Source organism: Anabaena azotica SJ-1 (genome assembly GCF_047275885.1).
Taxonomy (GTDB): domain Bacteria; phylum Cyanobacteriota; class Cyanobacteriia; order Cyanobacteriales; family Nostocaceae; genus Trichormus_B; species Trichormus_B azotica_A.
In genome coordinates this window covers 3,957,137-3,983,689 of sequence record NZ_CP178454.1, presented here as the reverse complement: position 1 = coordinate 3,983,689, position 26,553 = coordinate 3,957,137, and the positions used below count along the sequence as shown (strand labels likewise).

Genomic DNA, 26,553 nt, shown 5'->3' with positions numbered 1-26,553 from the left:
AAGTTCAAAAATATAAAACTATAAAATCAATTGCTGATAACTACCAGAATTTAGATTATCACTATTATCTAATGCTGTATTCACTATCTGATTAACAAAATCCTGATTTTTAGGGTTGTAAATTAAAAATAAACCTCTTTCTATTTCCCAGAAAATTAGTCTATCTTTCCAATCAGTAACTTTATCTATTAAAAATTCTTCAGCTAGGCTAGTAAGTTGTACACAAAGCGGTTTATTTTGACTACCACTAACAATTATATCAGTCGCCATTGACAAGTCAGCAATATATCTTTTGACAACTGTACCACCATCTTGATTAATAATTGTAGAGATAGCGTCTATGAGCGGTGCGTCTTCCTGATGAAAATTTCCCGCCATTAACTCTTTTCTCCAAATATAAAATCTTTTGTCTTCTTTACTCAACCACCGGGGAAATAAATCACCATACCAATACTTCAGCGTCGGTGGTAGTGCATTCAAAGCAGATTGTTTTTCTACGTCAGAACCTAAAGATTGAAATTTTATCCAAGCATCTGCATCTCTGATAATTTCGAGGAGAAATAAAATAACAAAACGTTTAGAAATCAGCTTACCTGGTTTTAAGTCTTTAATCCAGTTGTTAATCTGCTGTAACTTAATTGCTAAACTACGATCTATGGTTGATGCTTCCTCAATTAATGATTTGAGTTTTTCCTTAATCTGTTGTGGATGCAAAATATATAGCTGAAAAATAATAAAAATCTTTATTTAGTTTAGATATTGTTAATGATTTTGTAAAGTAATAATTTATTGAATTAACCAGAGTACGTTTTAACGTACTTTAGCTATTAGCCCGGAAATTGATTTCCGGGTGAGTATAGAAGCACACAATTAACCTCACTTAACTTTTTTGTACCAAATAACCACAACGATGTTCACCATCAATCAACCAGTGAGTCCGTTCTACAGTACAATCTGGTAAAATCGCCGCAAACATTTCTAACTCATGGCCGCACACACTAGGAAACGATTCTGCAACATTAGAAATAGCGCAGGTGTGTTCCATAAAAATGAATCTTTCACCGTCAGTAGAATCTGATTCGACAGGGTAAAATTCCGCCATAAACCCTTCCGCTTTTCGCAGTTCTACCAAATTTGCAACCCGTTCCTGCAAAGAACCAGTACCTACTCTTTCTCGATATTCTTGCGCCTTACGTTCCCACTGCTTTTGTAAAATAGTCTTAACTTGCTCCCGTCCCACAGTGGCCGCTAAGGTATCCAACAGGGAAACAGCAAACTCACCATAACCGTCACTCAAGCGGTTTACATTTCTTTGTAATTGTTCCCGTCCTCTTTGACTTAGCTGATAAAGATGCTGGGGACGACCCATACCCACTTGCTCAGGTATAAAATATATAACTAAATTATCCGCCTCTAAATCCTTTAAATGACGGCGAATAGCTTGGGGACTGACATCTAACGCTTCTGCAAGCTCCAAGGCGGTGGCTTGTATTTGTTTCAAAAGATACTCTAAAATATCCTGCTTTGTTGTGGACTGCTGGGTAGTGGCCATTTTAGTCCCAAAAATTTTCTGAAAAAATTGACTTAAACAACATTGTTGTTGTTAATCTATCGTACAATGAAAATAGATTAAACAACTGCCGAGTTGTTTTAGTCGTTAAGCCTATTCTAGCAGTCCTGTTAGCGATCGGTAACACAAAACGGGAATCAGCGTTAAGCAGCCCGTCGCCCATCCTTTAAAGAGAAAACAAGAGAACCGATGAGCGCATCTGTCACAACCTTAGTCAACCAACCTTACAAGTACGGCTTTGTTACCGATATTGAAGCCGATACTATCCCCCGTGGGCTAAATGAAGACGTTATTCGCCTGATTTCCGCCAAAAAGAACGAACCGGAATTCATGTTGGAGTATCGTCTCCGCGCCTACCACCAATGGCTGAAAATGACAGAACCAACTTGGCCTCATGTCACTTATCCGCCTATTAATTATCAGGATATTATTTATTATTCTGCACCGAAACAAAAGAAAGCAAAGCTCAATAGTTTAGATGAAGTTGATCCCACTTTGTTGGAAACCTTCGCGAAGTTAGGTATTCCTTTAAATGAACAAAAGCGATTGACTAATGTTGCTGTTGATGCGATTTTTGATAGCGTTTCTGTCGCCACTACATATAAAGAGAAACTTGCCAAAGATGGCGTAATTTTCTGTTCTATTTCTGAAGCTCTGCAAGAACATCCAGAACTGGTTAAAAAATATTTGGGTAGCGTTGTTCCCATTGCTGATAATTATTTTGCTGCTTTAAATGCGGCTGTATTCAGCGATGGTTCTTTCGTTTATATTCCCAAAGGCTTAAAATGCCCAATGGAATTGTCTACATATTTCCGTATTAACTCCGGTGATACAGGACAGTTTGAACGGACTTTAATTATCGCCGAAGAAGGTAGTTATGTTTCTTACTTAGAAGGTTGTACAGCACCCATGTATGACAGTAACCAGTTACACGCCGCGGTGGTGGAATTGGTTGCTTTAGATAATGCGGAAATTAAATACTCTACCGTGCAGAATTGGTACGCTGGAGACGAAAATGGTAAAGGTGGAATTTACAACTTTGTAACTAAGCGCGGTTTGTGTCAAGGTGTCAATTCTAAGATTTCTTGGACTCAAGTAGAAACGGGTTCAGCTATTACTTGGAAGTATCCTAGTTGCGTCTTGGTGGGTGATAATTCTGTGGGTGAATTTTATTCAGTGGCGCTGACAAATAATATGCAGCAAGCTGACACCGGAACAAAGATGATTCACATTGGTAAAAACACTCGCAGCACTATTATTTCTAAAGGTATTTCTGCTGGTAAATCTAGCAATAGTTACCGGGGTTTGGTGAAGATTAATCCTACTGCTAAGGGTGCGAGAAATTATTCTCAATGTGATTCGATGTTAATTGGGGATAATGCTCAAGCTAATACTTTTCCTTATATTCAAGTTCAGAATAATACTGGAAAGGTTGAGCATGAAGCTTCTACTTCTAAAATTGGTGAAGATCAATTGTTCTTTTTTGCTCAACGCGGTATTTCTCCAGAAGATGCTATTTCTATGATGATTAGCGGTTTCTGTAAGGATGTTTTTAATCAGCTTCCTATGGAGTTTGCTGTTGAGGCTGATAAGTTGTTGAGTCTGAAGTTGGAAGGTAGTGTTGGTTGATATGTTTTCTTTGAGGTTTTTTTGAATGAACCGCGAAGGCACTAAGGACGCGAAGTAAGAAGAAAGAAGAGAGAGAGAAGATGATTATTGAGAATAGTGATTTGATTTTGTCGGTTAAGGGTTTGACTGCTGATGTTGATGGAACTCCAATTTTAAAGGGTTTGAATTTGGATGTTCGCGCTGGTGAAATTCACGCGATTATGGGTCCAAATGGTTCTGGTAAGAGTACCTTTTCTAAGGTGTTAGCTGGACATCCGGCTTATACTGTGACTGGTGGTGAGGTGATTTTCCAAGGTCAAAATCTTTTGGAAATGGAAGCTGCTGAAAGAGCTAGAAGTGGTGTATTTCTGGCTTTTCAATACCCTTTGGAAATTCCCGGTGTGAGCAATTTAGATTTTTTACGGGTTGCTTATAATTCCCGTCAAAAAGCGCGAGGGTTGGAGGAGTTAGACGCTTTCGATTTTGATGATTTGGTTGAGGAAAAGTTGGATGTTGTAAAAATGAATCCTGCTTTTCTTAACCGCAGTGTAAATGAGGGTTTTTCTGGTGGTGAAAAAAAGCGGAATGAAATTCTGCAAATGGCGATTTTAGAACCAAAGCTGGCAATTTTAGATGAAACTGATTCGGGTTTGGATATCGACGCTTTGAAAATTGTGGCTAATGGGGTTAATCAATTAACCAGTCCTGAAAATGCCACAATTATGATTACTCACTATCAGCGTCTTTTAGATTATATTGTTCCTGATTTTGTTCATGTTATGGCACAGGGACAAATTATTAGAAGTGGTGGTAAGGAGTTGGCTTTAGAATTAGAATCTCGCGGTTATGATTGGGTGTTGGAAGAAGCTTTGGGAGTAGGTGTATAATGACTATTCAAGTTTCTCCTAGTTCTATTCCTGATTCTTTGTTAGACAGAGATGCTTTTTTGAGTGATTTATTAAGTCGGGTAACTACCAAAAAAGAAGATGGTTGGTTACAAGATTTACGCGACGGTGCTGCTAATTGGGTTCGTCATTCTGTTATCCCTAATACGCGCGAGGAAGAATGGCGTTTTACTGATTTATCGCCTTTGAAACAGGTAACATTCAATAATGTAGAGGCTTTCCATGGAATATCCCTACAACAAAATGATTTGATTTTACCTGAAGTTTCTCAGCGGTTAGTGTTTGTAAATGGTGTTTATGCACCTGATTTATCGAATACTAAAAATTTACCTGCTGGGTTAATAATCGGTAATTTAGATGTTTTACCTGGTGAAGTTGTCGAGGAATATTTAGCCCAAGCTGAAGGTGCAAAGGAAGTTTTTACTGCTTTAAATACTGCGGCTTTAAATGATGTCGCGGTGGTATGGGCTAGTAAAAATGTGGTGGTTGAAGAACCTATTCATCTACTATTTGTTTCTGTGTCTGGTGAGTCTGCGACTATTTCCCAACCTCGTTGTTTAGTAGTCGCTGAAAGTAACTCTCAAGTGAGTTTAATTGAAGAGTATAGAAACCACAAAGACACAGAGGAAGCGGTTTACTTTACTAATAGTGTTACGGAAATCTGGGTAAATGAAAATGCTCAGGTGAGTCATACTAGAGTTGTGTTAGAAGGTGATGCAGCTTTCCACATTGGTAAAACTGCGGTAACACAAGCGAGGTATAGTCGTTATAGCTGTGATGCTGTGACTATTGGTGGTAAGCTGTCACGTCATAATTTAGAGATTTTGCAGACTGGTGAGCAAACGGAAACCATTCTCAATGGTTTAACTGTTATTGCTGAAAAACAATTAGCTGATACTCACAGTGCGATCGCTCTGAATCATCCTCATGGTATAAGTAAACAGCTACATAAGTGCATTATAGGCGATCGCGCTCATGGTGTATTTAATGGTAAGGTTTTCGTTCCTAAACCCGCACAGTTAACGGACGCATCTCAGTTAAACCGCAATCTATTGCTATCATCCAAAGCGCGAATTGATACCAAACCCCAACTGGAAATTACTGCTGATAATGTTAAATGCGCTCATGGTGCTACTGTCAGTCAGTTAGAGGATGATGAAATTTTCTATCTGCAAAGTCGTGGTATTGATGAAAATAATGCACGCAAGTTATTAGTTAATGCTTTCGCTTCGGAAATTATTAACTTAATCCCTATTCCTTCATTGCGAGACAAACTGTTGAAAACAGTCGTCAGTCTCACGAATAAATAACCAAAACACCCAAAAACCCCACCTTGAAAAAGTGGGGAAACTCACGAGAAATCTCTCTGTAAACTTCTTCTCTTCGCGTCCTTTGCGTCTTCGCGGTTCATTCTTCTTAAATTCTGCATAAATCGTAAAATCTATTTATTATTCTGAACTTCTGTAACTCCTGAACTCCTGAACTCCTTAAATTATGACATTCACTTCTACCAAAACCCTAGCTGACAAAGTTCGCAAAGACTTCCCAATATTACATCAGGAAGTCCACGGTAAACCCCTTGTTTACCTCGACAACGCTGCTACTTCCCAAAAGCCTTTAGCTGTATTAAATGCTTGGCGCGATTATTACGAACAATATAATTCTAATGTCCATCGTGGCGCACATTTTTTGAGTGCGAAAGCTACTGATGCTTATGAAGCAGCACGGGATAAGATTACTAATTTTATTAATGCGAAATCACGCCAAGAAATTGTTTACACTCGCAACGCTAGTGAAGCTATTAACCTAGTAGCTTACAGTTGGGGAATGAACAATTTACAGCCGGGGGATGAAATTATTCTCTCAGTAATGGAACACCATAGTAATATTGTTCCTTGGCAATTTGTTGCCCAAAAAACAGGCGCAATATTAAAATTTGTCGAATTAACACCAGAAGAAACTTTTGATTTGGAACAGTTTAAACAACTGATTTCAGAAAAAACAAAACTGGTGTCAGTGGTTCATGTCTCTAACACTTTGGGTTGTATTAACCCAGTCAAAGAAATAGCCGAAATTGCTCACAGATACGATGCGAAATTCTTAATGGATGCTTGCCAAAGTGTCCCTCATATGCCTATTGATGTCCAAGAAATTGACTGTGATTGGTTGGTCGCTTCTGGACATAAAATGTTAGCTCCAACTGGCATTGGCTTTTTATATGGTAAATTGGAATTATTAGAAGCAATGCCACCATTTTTTGGTGGTGGTGAAATGATTGCAGAGGTATATTTAGACCATTCTACCTATGCAGAATTACCCCATAAATTTGAAGCTGGTACACCTGCAATTGGGGAAGCGATCGCACTCGGTGCAGCCATAGATTATCTTACTAATATAGGTATGGATAAAATCCATGCTTATGAAGCAGAATTAACAGCTTATTTGTTCGAGCAATTAGAACAAATACCCCAAATTAGAATCTATGGACCAAAACCTAATGCTCAAGGGGAAGGTAGAGCCGCATTAGCAGCTTTTACAGCAGAAGGTGTCCACGCCAATGATTTAGCAACATTGTTAGATCAAGAAGGTGTAGCCATACGTTCTGGACATCATTGTACACAACCATTACACCGTTATTTAAATTTAGCGGGAACTGCACGGGTAAGTTTATCTTTTTATAATACCCGTGAGGAAATTGATGTTTTCATCAAGGCTTTGAAGGAGACGCTGGACTTTTTTGCTAGTGTGTTCGGTGAGTAAATGCACAGGGTGGGTAAATTCCCACCTTTTTTGATGTATAATTATACAACTGAGTAAATAATTATGCAAATTAGCGATCGCTCCCTTCCTATTGCTAATTCTATTCTGAAAGCAGAAATTACAGAATTAGGCGCAGAATGTCAACATATTACGGCTTTAATTTATCAACTTCAGACACCTCATTTGAGTGCTAGACAAAAAGCGGAAATTTTGGCAGACTTGCTAAGTGCTACAATTCATTTGAATGTTCATTATGGAGATGATTTTCAGGAATTAATTGCTGAAGAAATGGAAAAATTACCTGATGATGATGAAGAATAAATTTAGGGTAGGTAACTTACAGAAATAAATCAAATGTCATATAGTGAATTCACTTTAGATAAAGTTAGAAAAGCCTTTGCTTTAACTATTATAGACAAAGTTAATATTTTTGCATCTATTCCAGAAATTGAATGTCCAGCTTTATTAGCAGATTTATTACAAGAAAATGTCCCTTTGGCTCTGGCTAGTAATACGGAAAAAGCACGTTCTGAAATGATAATTGCGCCGATTTTAATAGCCGCTAGAAAATTTTTAAACAATCAAATCAGTTTATTCTCAGGGATTGATTTTACTGTAGATACCGCACAAGGATTAAACGGTAATTGTGATTTTATTATTAGCCGTTCACCTGAATTATTAATTGTTAATGCTCCAGTTGTAACAATTGTAGAAGCTAAAAAAGAAAATATTAATGCAGGTTTGGGACAATGTGTGGCGGAAATGATCGCTGCAAGAATGTTTAATGAACGTGAAGGTAATAACATTCAAACAATTTATGGAACTGTCACCACTGGTACTAACTGGAAATTTTTAAAACTTATTAATCAAGTGGTAGAAATTGACTTAAGCGAATATTATATTAATAATATCGGTAAGATTTTAGGTATTTTATCTAGTATCGTGATGGAATAGGTATTGTATATGCTTCTGGAGTCAATTCCTGCTGAACAAAGAACAGTTTTATATAACGTTAGCTGGGATACCTTTGAAGCCTTGTTGAGAGATACAGGTGAGGATAGGGGTTCTCGCTTTGCTTATGACTGCGGTACTTTAGAAATCATGACTCCACTATTTGAACACGAAAACCCGAAAAGCAATTTTGGTAATTTTATCATTGCTTTAGCTGAAGAATTAGATATAGAACTTAGAAGTGCTGGTTCTACAACATTAAAACGTAAACTCTTTGCAAAGGGAATAGAACCAGATAGTTGTTTTTATATTCAACATGAAGCGGCTATTAGAGGTAGAGAAACTTTAAATTTAGAAATAGATCCTCCTCCTGATTTAGCAGTTGAAATTGATATTACTAGCAGTTCGGTGAATAAGTTTAATATTTATGCGGCTTTAGGTGTGGCTGAACTTTGGAGATATGACGGTGAAGTTGTGAAATTTTATCAATTGCTGGAAAATCAATATATTGAGATTAAGTTTAGTATGGCTTTCTCTCTAGTTTCTGTTGATGATATAAATAGATTTATCCAGCAAAGTAAAACAATGGGTGAAATTGCTTTGTTGAAATCTTTCCGCAGTTGGGTGAGAGGAAAAATAGGTTAGTTTATTTATTTGGTAGTATCGTATATAATCGTGTCGTGCTTGTGGTTTACAAGGTGCTTGGCTTATCAATTAGGTATATAAGAATTAGAAATTATTACTCCCAGTGGCACTAAAATAATTGAAGTTACACCCCCAAAGACAAGGAAGAAACAATGTTTGTATCCAAGTTATATACAGATAACTGGACGGGAAACAGAAATAAAGAAAACTTCATTGATCAATAATAAACTACAATATTATACAACAGAAATGTCTGAAACTGCTCATAAATTAATTGAAGGTGTGCAATTAGACGATGAGTAACTTTGTCAGTAATGGAAGGAAATTTATGATTATCCTCAACTATTAGGATTGTTATATATAAGATTTTAGGATTTTATATTATGAAATTACGGAATAGTGAACTCAAATAAGGTAGTTTAAAGAGTAGATTCAAGTAGCAAAGGTACACAGAGACTTAAATACTTCCTAGCGATGTTTAACTTAACCAACAATCAAGAGGCATAGTATTAAATATCCTTCCGTACATCCTCTTAAAGCCCGTATTTCAAGAAATGATTATATTTACATAAAGTTTCAGGTGACGGACAAGAACTGTCAACCTAAAATTAAAGATGAGATAAAGTTACTGTGGGTGTCACATTACAAATTGCTGAAATAGCCTAACCAGCAGGATTCCTAATCTCGCATCCCAAATGGGATGAGACAGGCCAAATTAAAATCAGCATCATTTTCACATATTCAGGCATCTACCAATTTTAAGAAACTGCCCACGCATCCCCATCGTCTTTAACCAGGCTGCTCCTCTTATAAACAGTATTTCAGCCCTTTGTCAAGTAGGTTTTATATATGAATGACCAACAAAGAACTAACCGTAATGTTTCTTCAGGTGTAATAGCAGCCGTCTCAGCTGCGGTTGTAGCGGTAAGTGGTGGGGTAGCTTGGTTGACTTCCCAAACACCCAATACTCCCACACCAGGAAACCCTTCTCAAAGCATTAGACAGCCTCAACAGCCATTAACTACCCAGCCAGGTAATGAACAAAGTGCCAATATATATTGGCTGAGACCAACAGAAAAAAGCCTGGAGTTAGTTCCTCAGCCTGTGAAAATTGCGGCTGCACAACCTAACAAAGCTTTAGAAACTGCTTTTAAAACTTTATTAGCGGGGCCAACTGAAGGTACAGATTCCACAACTATTCCCAAAGGAACTCAACTACTGGGACTGAAAGTGGAAAATAATGATGTTCACGTCAATTTATCAGAAGATTTTACTAGTGGTGGTGGTAGTACCTCAATGGTTGGTCGTATAGGTCAGGTTGTCTACACAGCTACAACACTTAATCCTAACGCCAAGGTTTACATTGAGGTTAATGGTAAGCAGTTAGATGTTTTAGGTGGAGAAGGAGTGGAATTACAACAACCACTCACTCGTGAAACCTTTAACAAAAATTATCCTCTTTAGTCAGTGGTCAGTGGTCAGTGGATTATTAGTTTTTTTCGCAACTGACAACTGACTAATTTCTAGATTCACTTGGTAGGCTGAAGTATTAGACTACTTGTTGCACTATTTCTGGTGGTATAGACAACGTTTGTTTCATCAGGATTAACCCGCAAGTAATCAGAGTTTTAACAATGACTTATGTCATAGATAGATTAATAGTTAATCAGGGTTAATTCGCATCAAAGGTTGACCATATTCGACAGGTTCGCCATTTTGCACCAAAATTTCCATTACCTGTCCAGAAACTTCTGCTTCAATTTCATTCATCAGTTTCATTGCTTCAATGATACAGACTGATTGACCACTGCGGACGCGATCGCCTACTTCCACAAATGGCGCTTCACCAGGTGCTGGTGCGCGGTAAAAAGTTCCTACCATCGGAGATTGCACCTCTACAAATCTGGCTGAAGGCGTGTTCACTGACAAAGGTGATTGCCCCCCACCTACAGAATTATCACGGCTGGTGGCCGCTTCTGGTAGCTGTGTGGATGCTATTTGGTTTCCTGTTGTCACCGATGTCAATCCCGAACCAACCACACCGCCTAGTGTTGCTTGACCCACTGACAATACAGGACTGACACCTTTACGTACTATTAACTCAAAATCGTCGCTTTTGAGGGTTACTTCGGCAATATCCGTTTGTGCAATAGTTGCCAGTAGTTGGCGGATTTCATTAAAGTCTAATGGCACAGTTTTTTTTTCCTCGACCTAACCGTAAATGAGAATCTTAAGTGTGGCAGGGATTAAAATCCCTATATAAACAAGGGATTGAAATCGGTATTACCAATTTTAGATTTTGGATTTGTAATTGGAAATAATAATTGCCTATTACCCATTACTTAATCACTATTCCAACTTGGTATCAGGAGAAATCAAAATTATTCCCTGCCCAAGTATTTATCTTCCCTGGTATCTATCTTTATACGTTCTCCTTGAGTAATAAACAAGGGAACCATTACTGTTGCACCAGTTTCCACAATTGCGGGTTTAGTGCCACCCGTGGCAGTATCACCTTTAATACCAGGATCTGTTTGCACAACTTCCAGAACTACAGAATTAGGTAGTTCCACTTCTAGCACTTGTTCGCCCCAACGAATAACGTTGGCTTCCATACCTTCCTTAAGATACTTTACGCGATCGCCAATTTGTGCAGCCGTCAATCTACCTTCTTCATAGGTTTCCATATCCATAAAGACGAATTCTTCACCTTCTTTATAGGTATGCTGCATCGTGATCTTTTCCAAGGTAGCTTGGGGTACTGTTTCACCAGCCCTGAACGTTTTTTCTACCACGCTCCCGTTCTGGACATTTTTCAGCTTAGTTCTGACAAAAGCAGAACCCTTCCCAGGCTTAACATGGAGAAATTCAACCACTCGCCATACAGACCCGTCTAGGACAATAGAAACACCGGGTCGAAAATCATTACTGGAGATCATGAAACTTTCAATTTTTGCAAGACAATCGGCATTTATTGTACCCTTCAAAGGTAGTCAGTTATCAGTTACTAGTGACCAGTTATCACGGTTTATTGTTCACTGTTCACTATCACCTGCCTTCTTAACTCCTCACTAGCAAAAGACTACTGATAAAAAACTCAAGACTCAGGACTGTTACTGTGGGAAGATTATTCATGGGTGATTTCCTTCTCAACAATTTGATGCTGCATTTGAGCAAATCCATGTTTAATTTATTAAAGTCCTGGCTGAAACACAGCCTAAAGGCAATACTCCTGGTAACAATACTTTTAGGCATAAGTACAGTCGGGTGGACTACTTCCAGTTATGCCGCCCTACCATCTGGGAATGCAATTACCGACGGCAAAGCCTTGTTAAGGTATGCACTCCCCATAGATAATCAACCAGTCAGAAAACTGCAAGCTAGTTTAGAAGATATTTCTAACCAACTGCGTGCTAATAAACGTTGGGGTGCAGTTTCCAGAGACCTCAGCCAAGCATCACGGATTCTCGATAAACCCTCCCAAATCTTAGCAAGCGTTCCCGAAGAACGCCAACCCCAAGCCGAAGCTTGGATTACTGAGTTAAAATCTGGCATAGCAGAACTGCAAGAAGTAGTCAAAAACAAACAAAAAGACCCTATTCTGGAAGGCAGAGCTAAATTACTCAGCCTCGTCACCTTGCTAGAAGAATCAATGGTGAAGGAATTCCCCTTTGAAGTTCCTGCTGAATACAGCAATTTACCACAACTCAAAGGTCGCGCTACTATCGCTTTCAAAACCAACAAAGGCGATCTTACCGTGGTCGTAGATGGTTATAGCGCCCCTGTAACTGCTGGTAATTTTGTCGATTTAGTCCAACGAGGTTTTTATAACGGTTTAGAATTTACCCGTTCTGAAGAATCTTATGTATTGCAAACAGGTGATCCAGAAGGCAAAGAAGTCGGTTTTATTGATCCCAAAACAGGTAAATATCGGGCTATTCCCTTAGAAATTTTAGTAGAAGGCGAAAAAGAACCAACCTACGGTATTACTCTCGAAGATGCTGGACGTTATTTAGATATGCCAGTATTACCTTTTTCCTCCTTTGGTGCTTTAGCAATGGCACGCCCCGAAGGTGATGCAAATGGTGCTTCTTCTCAAGTTTTCTTCTTCCTCTTTGAACCAGAACTTACTCCCGCAGGACGTAATCTTTTAGATGGTCGCTATACAGTGTTTGGCTATCTGACAGAAGGTAGAGAGATTTTAGATAAACTCAAAGCTGGTGACACAATTGAATCAGCAACTGTTGTTCAAGGTATGGAAAATTTAGTTCAGCCACAGACAACTTAATTAATTTTGGATTTTAGATTTTAGATTAATTCTGAAATCTAAAATCTATCAGGTTTGCTGTCGTTTATTTGTTTATTTCTACTCTTATTTTGAGTAACTTTTAGCCTTTTCGTGAGATATATTTATATTTTTGGTTCTTGCGTAGATTTTATGGTAATTGAGGATTGATAAAAACAAAACCCTTACTCTGTAAGGCTTCTAAACGATCATGCCCAATATTTTCAATGAAAAGCCGACACAATAAGGCTTTCAACGATTTTGAACTGGGTTCTCCATAAAAAGTACCGAAGAAGCATATTTTTTAATATTTTTAATATTAGCAAATGAAAATTAAATTTCCCAATCTTCAAACTGCAAACCATTTACCCGACTAAATTCTTTGACATTATGTGTCACCAATATCAAATTATTGGACATAGCAATAGCAGCAATTTGTAAATCATTAGAACCAATCATAATTCCTTTTGCTGATAATTCTGCACGAATTCTTCCGTAAATTAGAGAAGCATCATCATCAAAGGGCAGTGAAATAAACAACTTGAGAAAATCTTGCTGTCTAGCAAGGGTTTTTTCAAGATTATTGCTTTTCATTGCACCATAAAATAACTCGCCTTTAACTACAGAACAAACCGCAATATCCGTCAATTTTGTTGAGCGTAAACGCTGCCGAATTGTCAAAGATTTCCCATTAAGATAACGAGCGCAAACATTAGTATCTAGTAAATAAATCATGCGGCTTGTTCTTTTTCTGCAAAATTATCCTCATCATCAAGAATAATGGGATCATCCTGACAACTACCATAGGTCTGTTCAAAAAAACCAGGAGGCCAGCCTAATTCCTCTGATGATTTTTGTTGAGGTTGACTTTTTGTGTCGATATCATGTTTTTGTGATTTAAACTGTAAAAACTCAATAAAATTTAACACTTCTTCCTGTTGTTGAGGCGTTAAACTTTCAATAATTTTTAAAATAGATTTAGGCTTTTCTAGTGCTTGAGTCATAATTAAACATCCTCATCATCTATTAAAAACTAACTTCTTTAATTATAATCGCCTAAAAAATTACAAATCCATAAATCTCAAATCAATTACCAATTACCAATTACCAATTACCAATTATCAGCATTATTGTGAATAATAATTTATCTTCCCTAAAAGTTCGAGATATTGGCGAACAAGGTCTTCTAGAAAGATTACAACGCTTTTGTCCACCAGACATTATTGGTGATGATGCAGCAGTTTTAGCTACAAAAGCAGAAGAATCTTTGGTTGTTACCACAGATATGCTAGTTGATGGCGTGCATTTTAGTGATATTACCACTTCAGCAGAAGATGCAGGTTGGCGTGCAGCAGCCGCTAATTTGTCAGATTTAGCCGCTATGGGTGCTTTTCCCTTGGGTATCACCATCGGGTTGGGTTTACCTGGAGATGTTGCTGTGAGTTGGGTGGAAAGACTGTATCAGGGAATGACAGAATGTTTGCAAAAGTACAATGTGCCTATAGTTGGAGGTGATATTGTGCGATCGCCCATCACCACTTTAGCAATTACCGCTTTTGGTCAAGCCAACCCCGATTTTATTATCCGTCGTTCAACAGCACAGGTAGGAGATGCAATCATCGTCACAGGTATACATGGAGCCTCCCGTGCGGGCTTAGAATTACTCCTCAATCCCCAAATAAGTCAAAACCTCAAAACTGAAGCAAAGACAGCTTTAATCACAGCCCACCAGCGCCCCAAACCCCGTTTAGATGTTATACCTATTTTGTGGGAAATTGTAGAATCTCAATCCAAAATCCAAAATCCAAAATCTAAAATTGCTGGTATGGACAGCAGCGATGGTTTAGCAGACGCTGTATTGCAAATCTGTCGTGCTAGTAGAGTTGGTGCTATTTTAGAAGCGAGTAAAATTCCTCTACCATCAGCATTTAATCATTGGCTGACACCAGAGCGATCGCTCAATTATGCCCTATACGGTGGTGAAGATTTTGAATTAGTCCTGTGCTTACCACCACAAGCAGCATTAACATTAGTCCAAAAATTAGGTGCAGAAGCATCCATAATAGGCACAATTACACCAGGCTCAAGAGTCATATTACAACATGAAAACAAAAAAATCCCCGACCAAGTTTTAAGTCTTAGCCAGGGATTTCAACATTTTGGTTAAGGAACAGGGAACAAGGAACAGGGAATAGATAGAAAATAATTCTCCTCTGTCCTCTGAATCCTCTGCCTTTTACTGTTACCTGTCACCTGTCAACTGTCACCTAATTAAACCCATTTTTGAGCTACTAATTCAGCCAAATCTAGAACGCGTTGGCTGTAACCCCACTCATTGTCATACCATGCCATGACTTTCACCATGTCATTACCCATGACGATAGTTAAGTTGGCATCAACAATAGAAGACTCATTTGTACCTTGATAATCAGAAGATACAAGTTGAAGTTCGCTGTAACCTAAAATACCTTTGAGTGAACCTTCAGAAGCTTCTTTAAGAGCTTGGTTAACTTCTTCAGTAATAGTGCGCTTCTCGGTCTGAACCACAAAATCCACCATAGAAACGTTGGGGGTAGGTACACGCAAAGCTACACCATTAAGCTTACCTTTCAGGTCTGGAAGTACCAATGCCACTGCTTTTGCCGCACCAGTGGAAGTGGGAACAATGTTAATAGCTGCTGCTCTTGCGCGACGTAAATCACGGTGAGAAGCGTCTAACAAACGCTGGTCTCCAGTGTAGCTGTGAGTAGTGGTCATTGTGCCTTTGATGATGCCAAATTTCTCATTTAACACCTTTGCAATGGGAGCCAAACAGTTAGTAGTACAGCTGGCATTACTAATGATGTTGTGTAAGTTGTGATCATAATCATGATGATTCACACCCATTACAAAAGTACCATCTTCATTTTTACCAGGGGCAGTAATCAGAACCTTCTTAGCACCAGCATTTACGTGCCTCATTGCCCCTTCTTTGCTGGTAAAAACACCAGTTGATTCAATAATCAGGTCAATGTTCCACTCTTTCCAGGGCAAGTTATCTGGGTTGCGATCAGATACGCATTTAATCGTCTTACCATTGACGGTGATGGAATTATCATCAGCACTAATATCGGCATTTTGTAACCTCCCTAGCATAGAGTCATATCTGAGGAGGTGAGCATTGGTTCTAGGGTCAGAGGTGTCATTGATAGCCACAAGCTCAATTTGGCTATTTTCTCTACCCACCCAGCAGCGTGCGAAGTTCCGTCCAATGCGCCCGAAACCATTGATTGCAACTCTAATCACAGTGTCTTGCCCTCTGTATTTATGCCTATATGTTGATATCGTTGACCCCAATCATATCGCAAAGGGGGGGAGTCTTTATAACCATAAAGCGTTAGATCTAAAAAAAAACACATAATTTATTCAGAATTATTTGTGTAAAGGTTGTGATTGACGATGTAGGATCTGACCGGATCAGGTACTAAATCACCAATTGCACCACCTTGGCGACAAAGTTCGCGTATTAGACTAGACGAAAATCTTACTAAAGGTGTATGCAATAATTGCCAATTGATGGTATATGATTGTTCGTTAAGTTGTTGTTCCACTTGCTTGCAGATTGACTCACTTTGAGCTATAGTCTCACCACCTACCAGTCGGGGTGCGATTAACCAATCACACATTTGTGCTAGTTCTTGTCCACGATACCAACGGGGTAAAGTTTGGAATGCATCCAAACCAATAATCCAGTACCAATGAGTATTTGGGTAACAAGCAGATAATTCAATCAGGGTATTGATGGAGTATGAAACCCCAGAGTGCTTTTTTTCAACTAGTGAGACAGTAAAGCTTGGGTTGTGTTTCGTGGCTAGTTGCAGCATAGCTACCCGATGCTCAAATAAAGCTGCTTGTTTATGAGGAGGATTTTTTGAGACTACCCAAATTACCTGTTCTAGATGTAATTGTTCCAACGCTGTTGTGGCCACAAGCAGATGTCCCCAATGAATGGGGTCAAATGTGCCACCAAAAATCGCTACTTGTTGCATCCAGTTCAGAACTTGGGAATTATTAGGTTAGATGGATAGACAGGGGTTTCTATCTAGACTACCAACTTGAGTCCAGAGATATCTTTCTCCAACTGGTTGAATAATATTTTCACTCCCAATGTACTATTGTAGTCAACTCAAGCTGAGGCTGAAGGCAATTTCAAATCAGCCATTAATTCCAGTAAGGTAAATAAAAATATGTGTTCAAAATTACAAGAAAAATTTTCCCGATGTAGCCCCAATTTTCAGAATGATCATACAAAGATATCAGCAATAGAAAAAATCTCGGTTGAGGGTAATATTTTTTTGAACAAACAAAACCACAGTAAAAAATTAACTCTTTATTCAGCCATGACTATATGACAGGAGCCGTATCTGCAAAAATCAAAATCCTGTTATGATACCCGTGTCATTTGTCATGATTATTTGGTGTGGTGTTAGAGGAAAAAAAGATGAATAATTCTATAGATTTTAGCGGTAGACCATTTCATTTCATAGGGATTGGCGGGATAGGAATGTCTGCGCTGGCTTATGTTTTAGCAAAGCGTCAGTTGCCAGTATCCGGTTCTGACTTGCGTCCTAATCAAATTACCCGTAAGTTAGAATCTCTTGGCGCGCACATTTTTAGTAGACAAGAAGCCAGCAACCTTGAATTCTTTCGTCCCCAAGTATCGACTGATGGAGTATTACTAAATTCTCAAGAACAACTGTCTGCTACCAAAACATTATTACCCCAAGTAATTTGTTCCACAGCTATTAACACGAATAATTTAGAATACAAAGCGGCTCTAGAATTGGGTTGTCCAATTTTACACCGTTCAGATGTATTAGCCGCCTTGATTGCTGATTACTACAGCATTGCTGTGGCAGGCACTCATGGTAAAACTACAACCAGTAGCATGATTGGTTATATGCTGCTACAAGCTGGTCTTGACCCAACAATTTTGGTTGGTGGTGAAGTTAACGCCTGGGAAGGTAATGCTAGATTAGGGGAAAGTAAGTATCTAGTCGCTGAGGCAGATGAATCTGATGGTTCACTCGTCAAACACTCCCCAGCTATTGGAGTTATAACTAATATTGAACTAGATCATCCCGACCACTACGAGAATTTAGAAGAAGTAGTAGACACTTTCCAAAAATTTGCCCAAGGTTGCCAAATTTTGGTAGGTAGCATTGATTGTGACACAGTGCGCGATCGCTTCGCTCTTCCAGGACAACGCCTGAAGCCAACTATTAGTTACAGTTTACATCCAGAAACCAACGCCGATTATACAGTCACCAATATTGACTATCGTGCTGATGGGACAACAGCACTAGTTTGGGAAAAAGGCAAAGCTTTAGGCGTATTAAATTTACGCCTCCTAAGTCGGCATAATCTCAGCAATGCTCTAGCAGCAGTTGCGGTAGGGCGCTCTCTGGGTTTAGAATTTGGGGAAATCGCCAAAGGTATAGCCACCTTTGAAGGTGCAAGACGGCGCTTTGAGTTCCGGGGGGAAGCCGCTGGTATTACCTTCATTGATGATTATGCCCATCACCCTAGCGAAATTCGTGCAACTCTTGCAGCAGCACGTCTCCAAGCTAGACCAGGACAACGGGTAGTTGCTATTTTCCAACCACATCGTTATAGTCGTACACTCACATTTTTAGATGAATTTGCTGGGTCATTTGCCCATGCTGACTTAGTCGTATTGACTGACATTTACAGTGCTGGTGAACCCGATTTAGGACAAATTACTGGTGAACAACTGGCAGATGAAATTGCCAAGCAACATCCCCAAGTTATTTATCAACCAACTTTATCTTCTATCTGTGAATTATTGTTGTCAACACTACGCCCTGGAGACTTAGCACTATTTTTAGGTGCAGGTAATTTGAATCAGGCAATTCCTGAAGTCATTGCCACACTTCGTGAACCGGCTACGGCGACATCGTAAGTAGACCCAACTTGCTAGGTTTTCTCTGTGAGCCAATTCTTCATCTAGCAATAGTTTCATCATTTAATAATAGTACCGTAGCAATACGGTAAGTTTTTGTAACAAAAATTCGCAAAAAAAGTAAAGATGACAACCTCCCAGGTATCTGGAAACGTCTGCATGATTTCTGCTTTGACTACCAATAAACAGGAAAAAGCCAATTCAAGTGAAAGAAACATAATTCACTTAAGAGGCACTGATTGTGTGATTAAGTCCGCAGCTTCTTTATCAGCATTTACTTCCTATAGAGTTGGGGGATCTGCTGAATGGTATGTCGCCCCCCGTAGTTTAGAAGCTCTACAAGCAAGTATTGAGTACGCAAAAGACTTAAATTTGCCAGTAACCATACTTGGAGCCGGTTCTAACTTATTAGTAAGTGATCAAGGTATACCGGGCTTAGTGATTGCTACTCGTCATTTTCGTTCTAAGCACTTCGACCTACAAACAGGTCAATTGACAGTTGCTGCCGGAGAATCTATTCCTAGCTTGGCATGGGAAGCAGCAGATTTAGGATGGCAAGGTTTAGAGTGGGCTGTTGGTATCCCTGGAACTGTTGGTGGTGCTGTTGTTATGAATGCAGGAGCGCATAATAGCTGCATTGCAGATATGTTAGTTAGTGCTGAATTACTCTTACCAGATGGTAGATTAGAAACTCTTACCCCTGCTGAATTAGGTTATCAATACCGAACTTCATTATTGCAAGGGGGTAAACGTATAGTCACTCAAGCCACCTTCCAACTCCAACCAGGAGCAGATCCAGCACAAGTCACAGCCACAACCAAAGAACATAAACAACATCGGCTGACTACCCAACCTTACAACTATCCTAGTTGTGGTAGTGTTTTCCGCAATCCTAAACCATATTCTGCTGGTTGGTTGATTGAACAGGCTGGTTTAAAAGGCTACCAAATTGGTGGGGCGCAAGTTGCCCAACTTCACGCCAATTTTATCGTTAATCGTGGCGGGGCTAAAGCCAGCGATATCTTCTGTCTTATTAGTCATATTCAACGTGAGGTACAAGAACGTTGGTCAATTTGGTTAGAGCCAGAAGTTAAAATGATCGGTGAGTTTCAACCAGTTGGCTGATGGGGACAGGTGACAGGTGACAGGTGACAGAAAGAAGGCAAGAGGCAAGAGGCAAAAGGCAAGAGTTTATTTTTTCTTCCCAATTACCAATCACCAATCACCAATTACCCATTACCAATTACCTACCACATCTATAATTGAATTTGATTTGTTATTCAAAGTACAAGTGGACAATTAATTATGACAGCAGGAAAAGGCCAGGGTTTTGGTTTTGGACTAGGAAAAATGAAAGAACTAGCGGCAGCTTTTCAAAAAGCCCAGCAAGTTCAAGAAGGTGCAAAGCGTCTCCAGGAAGAATTAGAGCAAATGGAGATCCAAGGAGAGTCTGGTGGTGGACTGATCAAGGTTATTGTCAGCGGCAACCAAGAACCCAAGAGAGTAGAAATTTCCCCAGATGCTTTGGGTGAAGGTGCAGATGTACTTTCTGATCTGATCACAGCGGCTATGAAAGATGCCTACAATAAGTCCACTGCTACAATGCGGGAACGCATGGAAGACTTGACTAGTGGGTTAGAACTTCCAGGATTGTAGTTAATTAGTCATTAGTTATTAGTCATTAGTCAGTAGTAAAACAAGTAGGGGTAAAGCGCAATGCTAAACCCCTATCACTGACACCCAAAACAAAATTTATGGCTTACAAATTACTGTTTGTCTGCTTGGGTAACATTTGCCGATCGCCCTCAGCAGAAAATATTATGAATCATCTGGTTTTACAGGCTGGATTGAGCGATAGCATTTATTGTGATTCTGCTGGTACTTCTAGTTATCACATTGGCAGTCCACCTGACCGACGGATGAGTGCGGCTGCTGTGTCCAAGTTGGGAATTAAACTCCTTGGTCAAGCTCGTCAGTTTCAAAAATCAGACTTCCAAGAGTTTGATTTAATTCTGGCAATGGATAAAGACAATTATGAAAATATCCTGGCTGTTGACCGTTCAGGACAATATCACCATAAAGTGCGCTTGATGTGTGATTTTTGTTCTAGACACACCCTCAAAGAAGTTCCTGACCCCTATTATGGCGGAACAGAAGGATTTAATCGGGTGATTGATCTCCTCATTGATGCTTGTGAAGGGTTGTTGGAATACATTAATAGGTTGTAGGGAGCAGGGGAGCAGGGGGGCAGAGGGGCAGAGGAGCAGGGGAGCAGGGGAGCAGGGGAGCAGGGGAGCAGAGGGGCAGAGGGGGCTAGTAATTGAATCAAAATATCTGTCTAAATCTACTCATATCTGATTAAAAAATTACCTAATATGAAAATATGATCAGGCTTAACGGAGAATTTTTTTTCTTATCCTCCTGACTCCTGACTCCTGACTCCTGACTCCTGACTCCTGAACTCCTGAACTCCTGAACTCCTGAACTACTGTTACTCCACCAGACCATGCTTCATAGCAAAACGTACAAGTTCGGCTCGATTGCTTGTTAAAGTTTTTCTCAATAAACTGCTGACATACTTTTCTACTGTTCGTGGACTCAGGTGTAATTGATGACCTATATCGGCATTAGATAAACCATGAGTCAATAATTCTAGAACTTCTTGTTCTCTGGTCGTTAGTGATGAGAGCAGTTTAGGTGCATGAATTTGGGTAGATAAGGCATGATTACTATCTCGGAGTTTTCCGGTTATGGAAGTCTCTAGATTGTCTTGATGAGGAAAACGGTACTCTGATTGAATTATTTGCGATCGCTCTAGTAAATTCCTAATCGCTGCTGCTAACTCTTCCAATTCAAAAGGCTTAGGTAAATATAAATCGCAGCCTGATTGATATCCGAGAATTCTTTCTTGGGTTTTAGTTCGTGCTGTTAACAAAATTACAGGTAATAACCTAAACTCCGCTTTTTGGCGTACCCGACGCACTAATTCATAGCCATTCAACCGTGGCATGACAATATCCGTAACAATTAAATCAGGATTGTTCTCTTCTACCATAGCCAAAGCCTCTTGACCGTCATCAGCCATAATCACTAAATAGCCGGACAGTTCAAGATAATCGCTAATAGACAGACGAGTACCCAAGTCGTCATCCACTACAAGGATTTTTAAGGCCATGGACAGTACACCCCTAGCATTTTTGTTCTCCAGCAATTTGCTTTTGATGAACACTATCAATATAAACTGGTAATAATAGTGTTCTTATGTTTCATACTATGACAGGATTACTTACTATTGACTGCATTTAGGATGATTTATAAAGAAAATCTTAAATGCTTAGGAAGTATTCATAAAACTTAATATAAGTTACCAGGAATAAGAATGCTATAATAATGGATTGAATTAAATGTAACCCTAGTTGGTTCAGTCTGGTTATTCAAATTACACAGTATCTTTAAATATAATTTAATACAAAGAAATTTTCAATGAGTGACAAAAACGAAGGTTTTAAAGTTATTACCGACAATCGACAAGCCCGTTATTTGTATGAAATCTTAGAAACCTACGAAGTAGGAATTCAACTAACAGGTACTGAGGTAAAATCCATTCGTGCGGGTAAAGTTAATCTCAAAGACGGCTATGCGTTGATTCGCAATGGTGAAGCATGGTTGATAAATGCACATATTTCTCCATACACTTCCAGTGGACAATATTTTAATCATGAACCACGTCGCACACGAAAATTACTGCTGCATCGTCAAGAAATCCGCAAGCTAATTGGTAAAGTGGAACAGCAAGGTTTAACTCTAGTGCCGTTAAAAATGTATTTTAAAGGGGGCTGGGTAAAACTGAGCATCGGCTTGGGTAAAGGCAAGAAAGTTCATGACAAGCGCGAAGATATAAAACGCCGTGAAGATCAGCGTGATATTCAAAGAGCAATGAAAAGTTATTGACAAGAGGATTGTGAGGGTGAAATTTTTACTCCTGACTCCTGCTGTAATATGTCCTTAGCATGATTTAAGACAAAACCTAGTTTATAGCTGTAGATTGATTAACCCAATTTTGGGAATAGATACAGTGGTGAGAGTCAGGTATAAGGAACTTTCACCATGAAAAGTAATTTCACTAAAACTATTGGCGCTGGAGTTCTGACTTTGAGTATGGGAATTTTACCTGTAAGTCTACCAGCGCAAGCCCAAGTAACTCAACCCAGAACTGATACTGTACCCAACAGAACTGTTTATGATGATCGTAATGATGTGAATTGGGGTTGGTTAGGACTACTTGGGCTAATAGGTCTAGCTGGTTTAGTGGGTAAAAGACGTGAAGAAGAACCAACCCGTTATCGTGACCCCAATGCACCAGGGGCTACTAGTTACAGGGATTAATTTGGATTTTAGAATTTAGATTTGGGATATAAGGATGCTGAGTTGGTTTAGGCAAGTTATGGAACAAAAAATTGTCGGTTGTCAGTAAAAATGATACTGACAACTAGACTTCATTGTTGTTGTATATTAGTTGAGTTCGGGTTCTGGGTTAGGTTGGTTTGTAGTTTGAGCTAAAGGAGTCCAATAGCTGGCAACCAAAGCAACCATGAGCCACCAAAGGGTGTTAACTGAGGGACGATACCAGACGGTATCTACCATGCCGTGAGCAAGCATACCTAGCAAAGCAGCGATCGCTCCAATTACCCAAAATCCTTCTATATTTCTTGATTGACGAAATCTTTGGAGTTGGATAAAAGCTGTATTAAAAGTGACAATTATTAACCACAAGAAACAAGCTAAACCCATAAAGCCAGTTTCCACAGCCACTTCTAGAAAAATTGAATAGGCGCTCAAAGCAGTATAGCGGGGTTGTTGGTAGAGAGGATAAACCTTGTTAAAAGAATGGTGTCCAGGGCCAATACCAATAATCGGGCGATCGCCTATCATCCTAAAGACAGCATCCCAAACATTTCGGCGAAAATTATTACTACTATCTTGACGGTCTGCAAAAATACTCACAACCCGCAAGCGTACAGGTTCAACAAAAATCATAGCCAGCACTAATAATCCAATTAAACTACCGAGAATAATTGGTAATGACCAAGTACGCCAAAATGGTGGCATTTCTAGACTCCACCAATAAACCAACAAGGCCATTGCGGTTAAAAATGCCACTACTAAAGCAATCCAGCCCCCACGGCTATAAGTGAGAACCAAACAGACGGTATTAACAGCAAACATTGTTACCGCCAAAGCTTTCTTGATCCAACCCTGCCAAGCAAAAATTGCTACTAAACTTAAAACAACGGCTGGTAGGAGATATCCTGCTAATAAATTGGGATTACCTAAATAACTGTAAACCCTTGTAGTTTTGGAGAGAGGAGACTCTGGATCAACCCAAGTCGCCAATGCCTTTGCACCAAAAAACCATTGCCTGATACCATACACACTGACAATCAGGGATGTGTGTAAATAAAGAGTGATCAGCCAAGACCGGATGCGGGAAAACCTCAGCACCCTCGCGCAGACTGTAAAAAGTAACAGATAGAGTGATAATGTCGCCAAATCACTCAAAGCTGCCTTTTTCACAGGAGATAAAGCAGTAGCGATCGCCGCAATTCCCCAATAAAGCAATACCAAAAGATGAATAGGGGTTACAGAAGCTACATTTGCAGAAGTTTTTTCATCCGATAAAGTCAGCAACAGCCAGAATCCTATACAAGCCACCAACAACACCAGCATTAAACCAGTGGAGACAAAAGGTGCCAAAGCATAAACGAGACTAAGAAGAGCAGCCGCTATAGTATCTCCCCACTGCATCAACAGACTAGTTTGCCGCCAAGGACGTAAAATCCCGACCATAAACCGATGCAGGTAACTGGTATTCAGATATTCTTTGAGCGGTAGAGAGGATAAAGTAAATCTTTGCCAGACTAAATTCATAAAAAGTTGTCACCAAACAGCACCTATTGTGTGCAGAACTTGGCCTCAATCATAATCCGAGTGCTATATAAAGATAACAACCAAGATGGGCAATTGAAAAATTAGGACTTTTTTATAGCGATCTTTAACCGGTTACTAAGTAGGTGAACCGAAAAAATTAAAGGTATGTGAAGAAAAGTAAAACGCTCAAAACTCTCTTCCTGTTCCCTTGCCCCAACGACAATTTTTAACGCCCACCTACTTAGACATCATTCATAAATTCAGAATTAGTAGTCGATTGCAATGGTAAAGAAATTACATAGCGGTATCCTGATTCTGGTGAACCTTGAATAGCAATTTGTCCACCATGCTGTTCTGCTAGTTGACAGCTAAGTAACAAACCCAATTTTTCACGGGACAGATTACCAGAAGCATTGGCTAAACTCTTATTGGAAGCATCAACTAAAATTCCTGATGGTTCATCCATCAAATTTTCTGACTTTTGTAATATTTCGGGCAAATTATCCTGATTTTCGGCATCAATCTGATAATTTTCTGGCTCATCCAATATGTCGAATATTGATAAAGAGTCAAGACGGAAGTAAGGGTCTATGTCAGTAACTCCATCTCCTAACCATGGATGGGAAACCCAAACAGTAATGGAGAGTGCATCTTCTTTGGAAGAAATGTGAACACGCACAATACTACCTGTAGCAGAAAGTTGAATCACACTAAATAGTAAGTGATAAACCATCTGCCGCACCTTATCTTTATCTAAATACCAAATGCGATTGCGTCCTGGTTCTACAGACAAACGAATATCTTGTTCTCGACGAACAGTTACTTCTGATAGGGTATTGATAGCTTGTTGACATAGCATTTCCACATCTACAGGAGCTAAATTCAGCCCAGATGAAGTATCCGATAGTGTTCCTAATTCAGTAATTTCATTGACTAAAGAAAGTAGATACCGTCCACTGTGTTCAATAATTTCTAGATATTCTCGCTGTTTAGTTGTTAAAGGCCCATAAATTTCTCGTCCCAGAACACCAGCCATACCCAGTACAGAGGTTAAGGGTGTACGTAACTCTTGAGTTAGCTGTCCTAATAATTCTAGTTTGATCTGCTGAGTCGAACTAGAGTTTGTGTTTAGATGGGGAGGGGAAATTTTCAGATCAATTATCTGTTCTTCGGGAAATGGCAGCACAGGAATATTTCTGCTACTGACGGTTTGTAATTTCCCTTGCAGTAATCTGTTGCGCTCAAATTCGCTCATACTCCAACGAGCAATGATTTGCAAAAACTCAATGTCTCGCTCTGTAAAATTTCGCGGTTGGCGATCCATTACTGCTAATGCACCTAAACAATACCCAGAAGCATCAATTAATGGTACTCCCAAATAGGAACGGATACCATAATGCTGAACTAACTTACTAGTGGATATTTGTAAATTGTCAATATTTGTTGTATCATTAATAACTAATATTTTTAAGGTTTCTACTACTTGGGTGCAAAAAGATTCCTGCCGTAATAATTGACGGTTTTTGGCTAGATCATTCATCAACCCCAATCTTGATAAACCCACAGCTGATTTGAACCAGTGGATTTCCTGATCTATAAATCCTAAAATACAAATTTCTGCGCCTAAAAAGTGGGCAGCAGTTTGAGTAGTTTCTTCAAATATGGGGATAGTTTCTGGTAGACGCAAACCTAACTCAGACAAGACTTTGAGCCGTTGTTGTTCTTTTGTTTCTACAGGATTCCAACCATCATCCGGGGCAAATAGTTTATTTTCAGGCTCTATCATTACCATTGCAGTTATGAGATTACAATTTCCTATTCATTAGGATTCCCCAATTTGAGGTTTAATCAACACTTCTGAGTAAAAAAGTTTTATTTTCACGATTAATAAGAATATTTTTTAATTTTTATTAAATACTGGTGCTATATTATGATTAAA

At 39.2% G+C, this 26,553-nt stretch carries 27 protein-coding genes; 16 read left to right on the top strand and 11 right to left on the bottom strand.

What is annotated here, in order from left to right:
- Positions 1-18: 18 nt before the first annotated feature.
- Together ACLLO5_RS17470 and sufR are read right to left on the bottom strand one after the other, a co-directional pair.
- Complete coding sequence (locus tag ACLLO5_RS17470) at positions 19-714, bottom strand: hypothetical protein (RefSeq protein ID WP_413171751.1); 696 nt, start codon at positions 712-714, stop codon at positions 19-21.
- A 166-nt stretch (positions 715-880) separates the two neighbouring features.
- Entirely contained in the window at positions 881-1,552 is a 672-nt protein-coding gene (sufR, locus tag ACLLO5_RS17465; protein ID WP_413171750.1) for an iron-sulfur cluster biosynthesis transcriptional regulator SufR, read from the bottom strand.
- Between the two features lie 207 nt (positions 1,553-1,759).
- Between sufR and sufB the strand changes: the two genes are divergently transcribed.
- The 8 genes from sufB (at position 1,760) to ACLLO5_RS17425 (ending at position 9,903) form a co-directional block, all read left to right on the top strand.
- Positions 1,760-3,199, top strand: a complete 1,440-nt coding sequence (sufB, locus tag ACLLO5_RS17460) for a Fe-S cluster assembly protein SufB (protein ID WP_413171749.1) — start codon at positions 1,760-1,762, stop codon at positions 3,197-3,199.
- 80 nt (positions 3,200-3,279) lie between these two features.
- Positions 3,280-4,065: a Fe-S cluster assembly ATPase SufC gene (gene sufC, locus ACLLO5_RS17455; RefSeq protein WP_413171748.1), complete on the top strand. Its 786-nt coding sequence runs from the start codon at positions 3,280-3,282 to the stop codon at positions 4,063-4,065.
- Positions 4,065-5,393, top strand: a complete 1,329-nt coding sequence (sufD, locus tag ACLLO5_RS17450; RefSeq protein ID WP_413171747.1) for a Fe-S cluster assembly protein SufD — start codon at positions 4,065-4,067, stop codon at positions 5,391-5,393. The genes sufC and sufD overlap by 1 nt, the downstream gene beginning before the upstream one ends.
- Before the next feature lie 184 nt (positions 5,394-5,577).
- The gene (locus ACLLO5_RS17445) at positions 5,578-6,843 is read left to right on the top strand and encodes a cysteine desulfurase (RefSeq protein ID WP_413171746.1); all 1,266 of its coding nucleotides are present in this window, start codon (positions 5,578-5,580) and stop codon (positions 6,841-6,843) included.
- Between the two features lie 63 nt (positions 6,844-6,906).
- Positions 6,907-7,164, top strand: a complete 258-nt coding sequence (locus tag ACLLO5_RS17440) for a hypothetical protein (protein WP_413171745.1) — start codon at positions 6,907-6,909, stop codon at positions 7,162-7,164.
- 33 nt (positions 7,165-7,197) lie between these two features.
- The gene (locus ACLLO5_RS17435; RefSeq protein ID WP_413171744.1) at positions 7,198-7,797 is read left to right on the top strand and encodes a hypothetical protein; all 600 of its coding nucleotides are present in this window, start codon (positions 7,198-7,200) and stop codon (positions 7,795-7,797) included.
- A gap of 9 nt (positions 7,798-7,806) precedes the next feature.
- On the top strand, positions 7,807-8,439 hold the full coding sequence (locus ACLLO5_RS17430) for a Uma2 family endonuclease (protein ID WP_413171743.1): 633 nt from the start codon (positions 7,807-7,809) through the stop codon (positions 8,437-8,439).
- Between the two features lie 849 nt (positions 8,440-9,288).
- The gene (locus ACLLO5_RS17425; protein ID WP_413171742.1) at positions 9,289-9,903 is read left to right on the top strand and encodes a GerMN domain-containing protein; all 615 of its coding nucleotides are present in this window, start codon (positions 9,289-9,291) and stop codon (positions 9,901-9,903) included.
- 198 nt (positions 9,904-10,101) lie between these two features.
- On the opposite strand, the gene accB is transcribed toward ACLLO5_RS17425, so the two are convergent.
- Positions 10,102-10,632: an acetyl-CoA carboxylase biotin carboxyl carrier protein gene (accB, locus tag ACLLO5_RS17420; RefSeq protein WP_413171741.1), complete on the bottom strand. Its 531-nt coding sequence runs from the start codon at positions 10,630-10,632 to the stop codon at positions 10,102-10,104.
- A gap of 188 nt (positions 10,633-10,820) precedes the next feature.
- Positions 10,821-11,378, bottom strand: coding sequence for an elongation factor P (efp, locus tag ACLLO5_RS17415; protein ID WP_413171740.1), 558 nt, complete (start codon positions 11,376-11,378; stop codon positions 10,821-10,823).
- Positions 11,379-11,620: 242 nt separating this feature from the next.
- Here efp and ACLLO5_RS17410 point away from each other — a divergent pair, with 242 nt between their 5' ends.
- A complete protein-coding gene (locus ACLLO5_RS17410; RefSeq protein WP_413176123.1) occupies positions 11,621-12,727 on the top strand; it encodes a peptidylprolyl isomerase in 1,107 nt (368 codons plus the stop codon).
- 330 nt (positions 12,728-13,057) lie between these two features.
- Here the strand turns inward: ACLLO5_RS17410 and vapC are convergent, their stop codons facing one another.
- A complete protein-coding gene (gene vapC / locus ACLLO5_RS17405) occupies positions 13,058-13,459 on the bottom strand; it encodes a type II toxin-antitoxin system tRNA(fMet)-specific endonuclease VapC (protein WP_413171739.1) in 402 nt (133 codons plus the stop codon).
- Positions 13,456-13,728 carry a DUF2281 domain-containing protein gene (locus ACLLO5_RS17400; RefSeq protein WP_413171738.1) on the bottom strand — a complete coding sequence of 91 codons (273 nt, stop codon included), beginning with the start codon at positions 13,726-13,728 and terminating at the stop codon, positions 13,456-13,458. Before ACLLO5_RS17400 ends, vapC begins: the two co-directional genes overlap by 4 nt.
- Before the next feature lie 128 nt (positions 13,729-13,856).
- Between ACLLO5_RS17400 and thiL the strand changes: the two genes are divergently transcribed.
- A complete protein-coding gene (gene thiL / locus ACLLO5_RS17395) occupies positions 13,857-14,891 on the top strand; it encodes a thiamine-phosphate kinase (RefSeq protein WP_413171737.1) in 1,035 nt (344 codons plus the stop codon).
- Positions 14,892-14,995: 104 nt separating this feature from the next.
- Here thiL and ACLLO5_RS17390 read toward each other — a convergent pair whose 3' ends face one another.
- Both ACLLO5_RS17390 and nadD read right to left on the bottom strand, forming a co-directional pair.
- Entirely contained in the window at positions 14,996-16,009 is a 1,014-nt protein-coding gene (locus ACLLO5_RS17390) for a type I glyceraldehyde-3-phosphate dehydrogenase (protein WP_413171736.1), read from the bottom strand.
- A gap of 116 nt (positions 16,010-16,125) precedes the next feature.
- Positions 16,126-16,752, bottom strand: coding sequence for a nicotinate (nicotinamide) nucleotide adenylyltransferase (nadD, locus tag ACLLO5_RS17385; protein WP_413171735.1), 627 nt, complete (start codon positions 16,750-16,752; stop codon positions 16,126-16,128).
- A gap of 452 nt (positions 16,753-17,204) precedes the next feature.
- Between nadD and murC the strand changes: the two genes are divergently transcribed.
- The 4 genes from murC to ACLLO5_RS17365 all read left to right on the top strand — a co-directional run bounded on the left by murC (position 17,205) and on the right by ACLLO5_RS17365 (position 20,914).
- Positions 17,205-18,686, top strand: a complete 1,482-nt coding sequence (gene murC, locus ACLLO5_RS17380) for a UDP-N-acetylmuramate--L-alanine ligase (RefSeq protein WP_413171734.1) — start codon at positions 17,205-17,207, stop codon at positions 18,684-18,686.
- Positions 18,687-18,812: 126 nt separating this feature from the next.
- Positions 18,813-19,811: a UDP-N-acetylmuramate dehydrogenase gene (gene murB / locus ACLLO5_RS17375; protein WP_413171733.1), complete on the top strand. Its 999-nt coding sequence runs from the start codon at positions 18,813-18,815 to the stop codon at positions 19,809-19,811.
- Positions 19,812-19,991: 180 nt separating this feature from the next.
- Entirely contained in the window at positions 19,992-20,342 is a 351-nt protein-coding gene (locus ACLLO5_RS17370; RefSeq protein WP_413171732.1) for a YbaB/EbfC family nucleoid-associated protein, read from the top strand.
- Positions 20,343-20,440: 98 nt separating this feature from the next.
- Positions 20,441-20,914 (top strand): low molecular weight protein-tyrosine-phosphatase, encoded by a 474-nt coding sequence (locus tag ACLLO5_RS17365; protein WP_413171731.1) that lies wholly within the window; start codon positions 20,441-20,443, stop codon positions 20,912-20,914.
- Positions 20,915-21,177: 263 nt separating this feature from the next.
- Here the strand turns inward: ACLLO5_RS17365 and ACLLO5_RS17360 are convergent, their stop codons facing one another.
- Positions 21,178-21,861 carry a response regulator transcription factor gene (locus ACLLO5_RS17360; protein ID WP_413171730.1) on the bottom strand — a complete coding sequence of 228 codons (684 nt, stop codon included), beginning with the start codon at positions 21,859-21,861 and terminating at the stop codon, positions 21,178-21,180.
- A 308-nt stretch (positions 21,862-22,169) separates the two neighbouring features.
- Between ACLLO5_RS17360 and smpB the strand changes: the two genes are divergently transcribed.
- Both smpB and ACLLO5_RS17350 read left to right on the top strand, forming a co-directional pair.
- On the top strand, positions 22,170-22,637 hold the full coding sequence (smpB, locus tag ACLLO5_RS17355) for an SsrA-binding protein SmpB (protein ID WP_413171729.1): 468 nt from the start codon (positions 22,170-22,172) through the stop codon (positions 22,635-22,637).
- A gap of 156 nt (positions 22,638-22,793) precedes the next feature.
- On the top strand, positions 22,794-23,072 hold the full coding sequence (locus ACLLO5_RS17350) for a WGxxGxxG family protein (protein ID WP_413171728.1): 279 nt from the start codon (positions 22,794-22,796) through the stop codon (positions 23,070-23,072).
- 126 nt (positions 23,073-23,198) lie between these two features.
- Here ACLLO5_RS17350 and ACLLO5_RS17345 read toward each other — a convergent pair whose 3' ends face one another.
- Both ACLLO5_RS17345 and ACLLO5_RS17340 read right to left on the bottom strand, forming a co-directional pair.
- Positions 23,199-24,614 carry an IctB family putative bicarbonate transporter gene (locus ACLLO5_RS17345; protein ID WP_413171727.1) on the bottom strand — a complete coding sequence of 472 codons (1,416 nt, stop codon included), beginning with the start codon at positions 24,612-24,614 and terminating at the stop codon, positions 23,199-23,201.
- Between the two features lie 241 nt (positions 24,615-24,855).
- Positions 24,856-26,400: a GAF domain-containing protein gene (locus ACLLO5_RS17340; protein ID WP_413171726.1), complete on the bottom strand. Its 1,545-nt coding sequence runs from the start codon at positions 26,398-26,400 to the stop codon at positions 24,856-24,858.
- Between the last annotated feature and the right edge of the window lie 153 nt (positions 26,401-26,553).

Excerpts from the sequence above, each read along its gene's own strand:
- sufR (WP_413171750.1), bottom strand. The coding sequence starts at position 1,552 with ATGGCCACTACCCAGCAGTCCACAACAAAGCAGGATATTTTAGAGTAT.
- sufB (WP_413171749.1), top strand. The coding sequence starts at position 1,760 with ATGAGCGCATCTGTCACAACCTTAGTCAACCAACCTTACAAGTACGGC.
- sufC (WP_413171748.1), top strand. The coding sequence starts at position 3,280 with ATGATTATTGAGAATAGTGATTTGATTTTGTCGGTTAAGGGTTTGACT.
- sufD (WP_413171747.1), top strand. The coding sequence starts at position 4,065 with ATGACTATTCAAGTTTCTCCTAGTTCTATTCCTGATTCTTTGTTAGAC.
- ACLLO5_RS17445 (WP_413171746.1), top strand. The coding sequence starts at position 5,578 with ATGACATTCACTTCTACCAAAACCCTAGCTGACAAAGTTCGCAAAGAC.
- ACLLO5_RS17440 (WP_413171745.1), top strand. The coding sequence starts at position 6,907 with ATGCAAATTAGCGATCGCTCCCTTCCTATTGCTAATTCTATTCTGAAA.
- ACLLO5_RS17435 (WP_413171744.1), top strand. The coding sequence starts at position 7,198 with ATGTCATATAGTGAATTCACTTTAGATAAAGTTAGAAAAGCCTTTGCT.
- ACLLO5_RS17430 (WP_413171743.1), top strand. The coding sequence starts at position 7,807 with ATGCTTCTGGAGTCAATTCCTGCTGAACAAAGAACAGTTTTATATAAC.
- ACLLO5_RS17425 (WP_413171742.1), top strand. The coding sequence starts at position 9,289 with ATGAATGACCAACAAAGAACTAACCGTAATGTTTCTTCAGGTGTAATA.
- efp (WP_413171740.1), bottom strand. The coding sequence starts at position 11,378 with ATGATCTCCAGTAATGATTTTCGACCCGGTGTTTCTATTGTCCTAGAC.
- ACLLO5_RS17410 (WP_413176123.1), top strand. The coding sequence starts at position 11,621 with ATGTTTAATTTATTAAAGTCCTGGCTGAAACACAGCCTAAAGGCAATA.
- vapC (WP_413171739.1), bottom strand. The coding sequence starts at position 13,459 with ATGATTTATTTACTAGATACTAATGTTTGCGCTCGTTATCTTAATGGG.
- ACLLO5_RS17400 (WP_413171738.1), bottom strand. The coding sequence starts at position 13,728 with ATGACTCAAGCACTAGAAAAGCCTAAATCTATTTTAAAAATTATTGAA.
- nadD (WP_413171735.1), bottom strand. The coding sequence starts at position 16,752 with ATGCAACAAGTAGCGATTTTTGGTGGCACATTTGACCCCATTCATTGG.
- murC (WP_413171734.1), top strand. The coding sequence starts at position 17,205 with ATGAATAATTCTATAGATTTTAGCGGTAGACCATTTCATTTCATAGGG.
- murB (WP_413171733.1), top strand. The coding sequence starts at position 18,813 with ATGACAACCTCCCAGGTATCTGGAAACGTCTGCATGATTTCTGCTTTG.
- ACLLO5_RS17370 (WP_413171732.1), top strand. The coding sequence starts at position 19,992 with ATGACAGCAGGAAAAGGCCAGGGTTTTGGTTTTGGACTAGGAAAAATG.
- ACLLO5_RS17365 (WP_413171731.1), top strand. The coding sequence starts at position 20,441 with ATGGCTTACAAATTACTGTTTGTCTGCTTGGGTAACATTTGCCGATCG.
- ACLLO5_RS17360 (WP_413171730.1), bottom strand. The coding sequence starts at position 21,861 with ATGGCCTTAAAAATCCTTGTAGTGGATGACGACTTGGGTACTCGTCTG.
- smpB (WP_413171729.1), top strand. The coding sequence starts at position 22,170 with ATGAGTGACAAAAACGAAGGTTTTAAAGTTATTACCGACAATCGACAA.
- ACLLO5_RS17350 (WP_413171728.1), top strand. The coding sequence starts at position 22,794 with ATGAAAAGTAATTTCACTAAAACTATTGGCGCTGGAGTTCTGACTTTG.
- ACLLO5_RS17345 (WP_413171727.1), bottom strand. The coding sequence starts at position 24,614 with ATGAATTTAGTCTGGCAAAGATTTACTTTATCCTCTCTACCGCTCAAA.
- ACLLO5_RS17340 (WP_413171726.1), bottom strand. The coding sequence starts at position 26,400 with ATGATAGAGCCTGAAAATAAACTATTTGCCCCGGATGATGGTTGGAAT.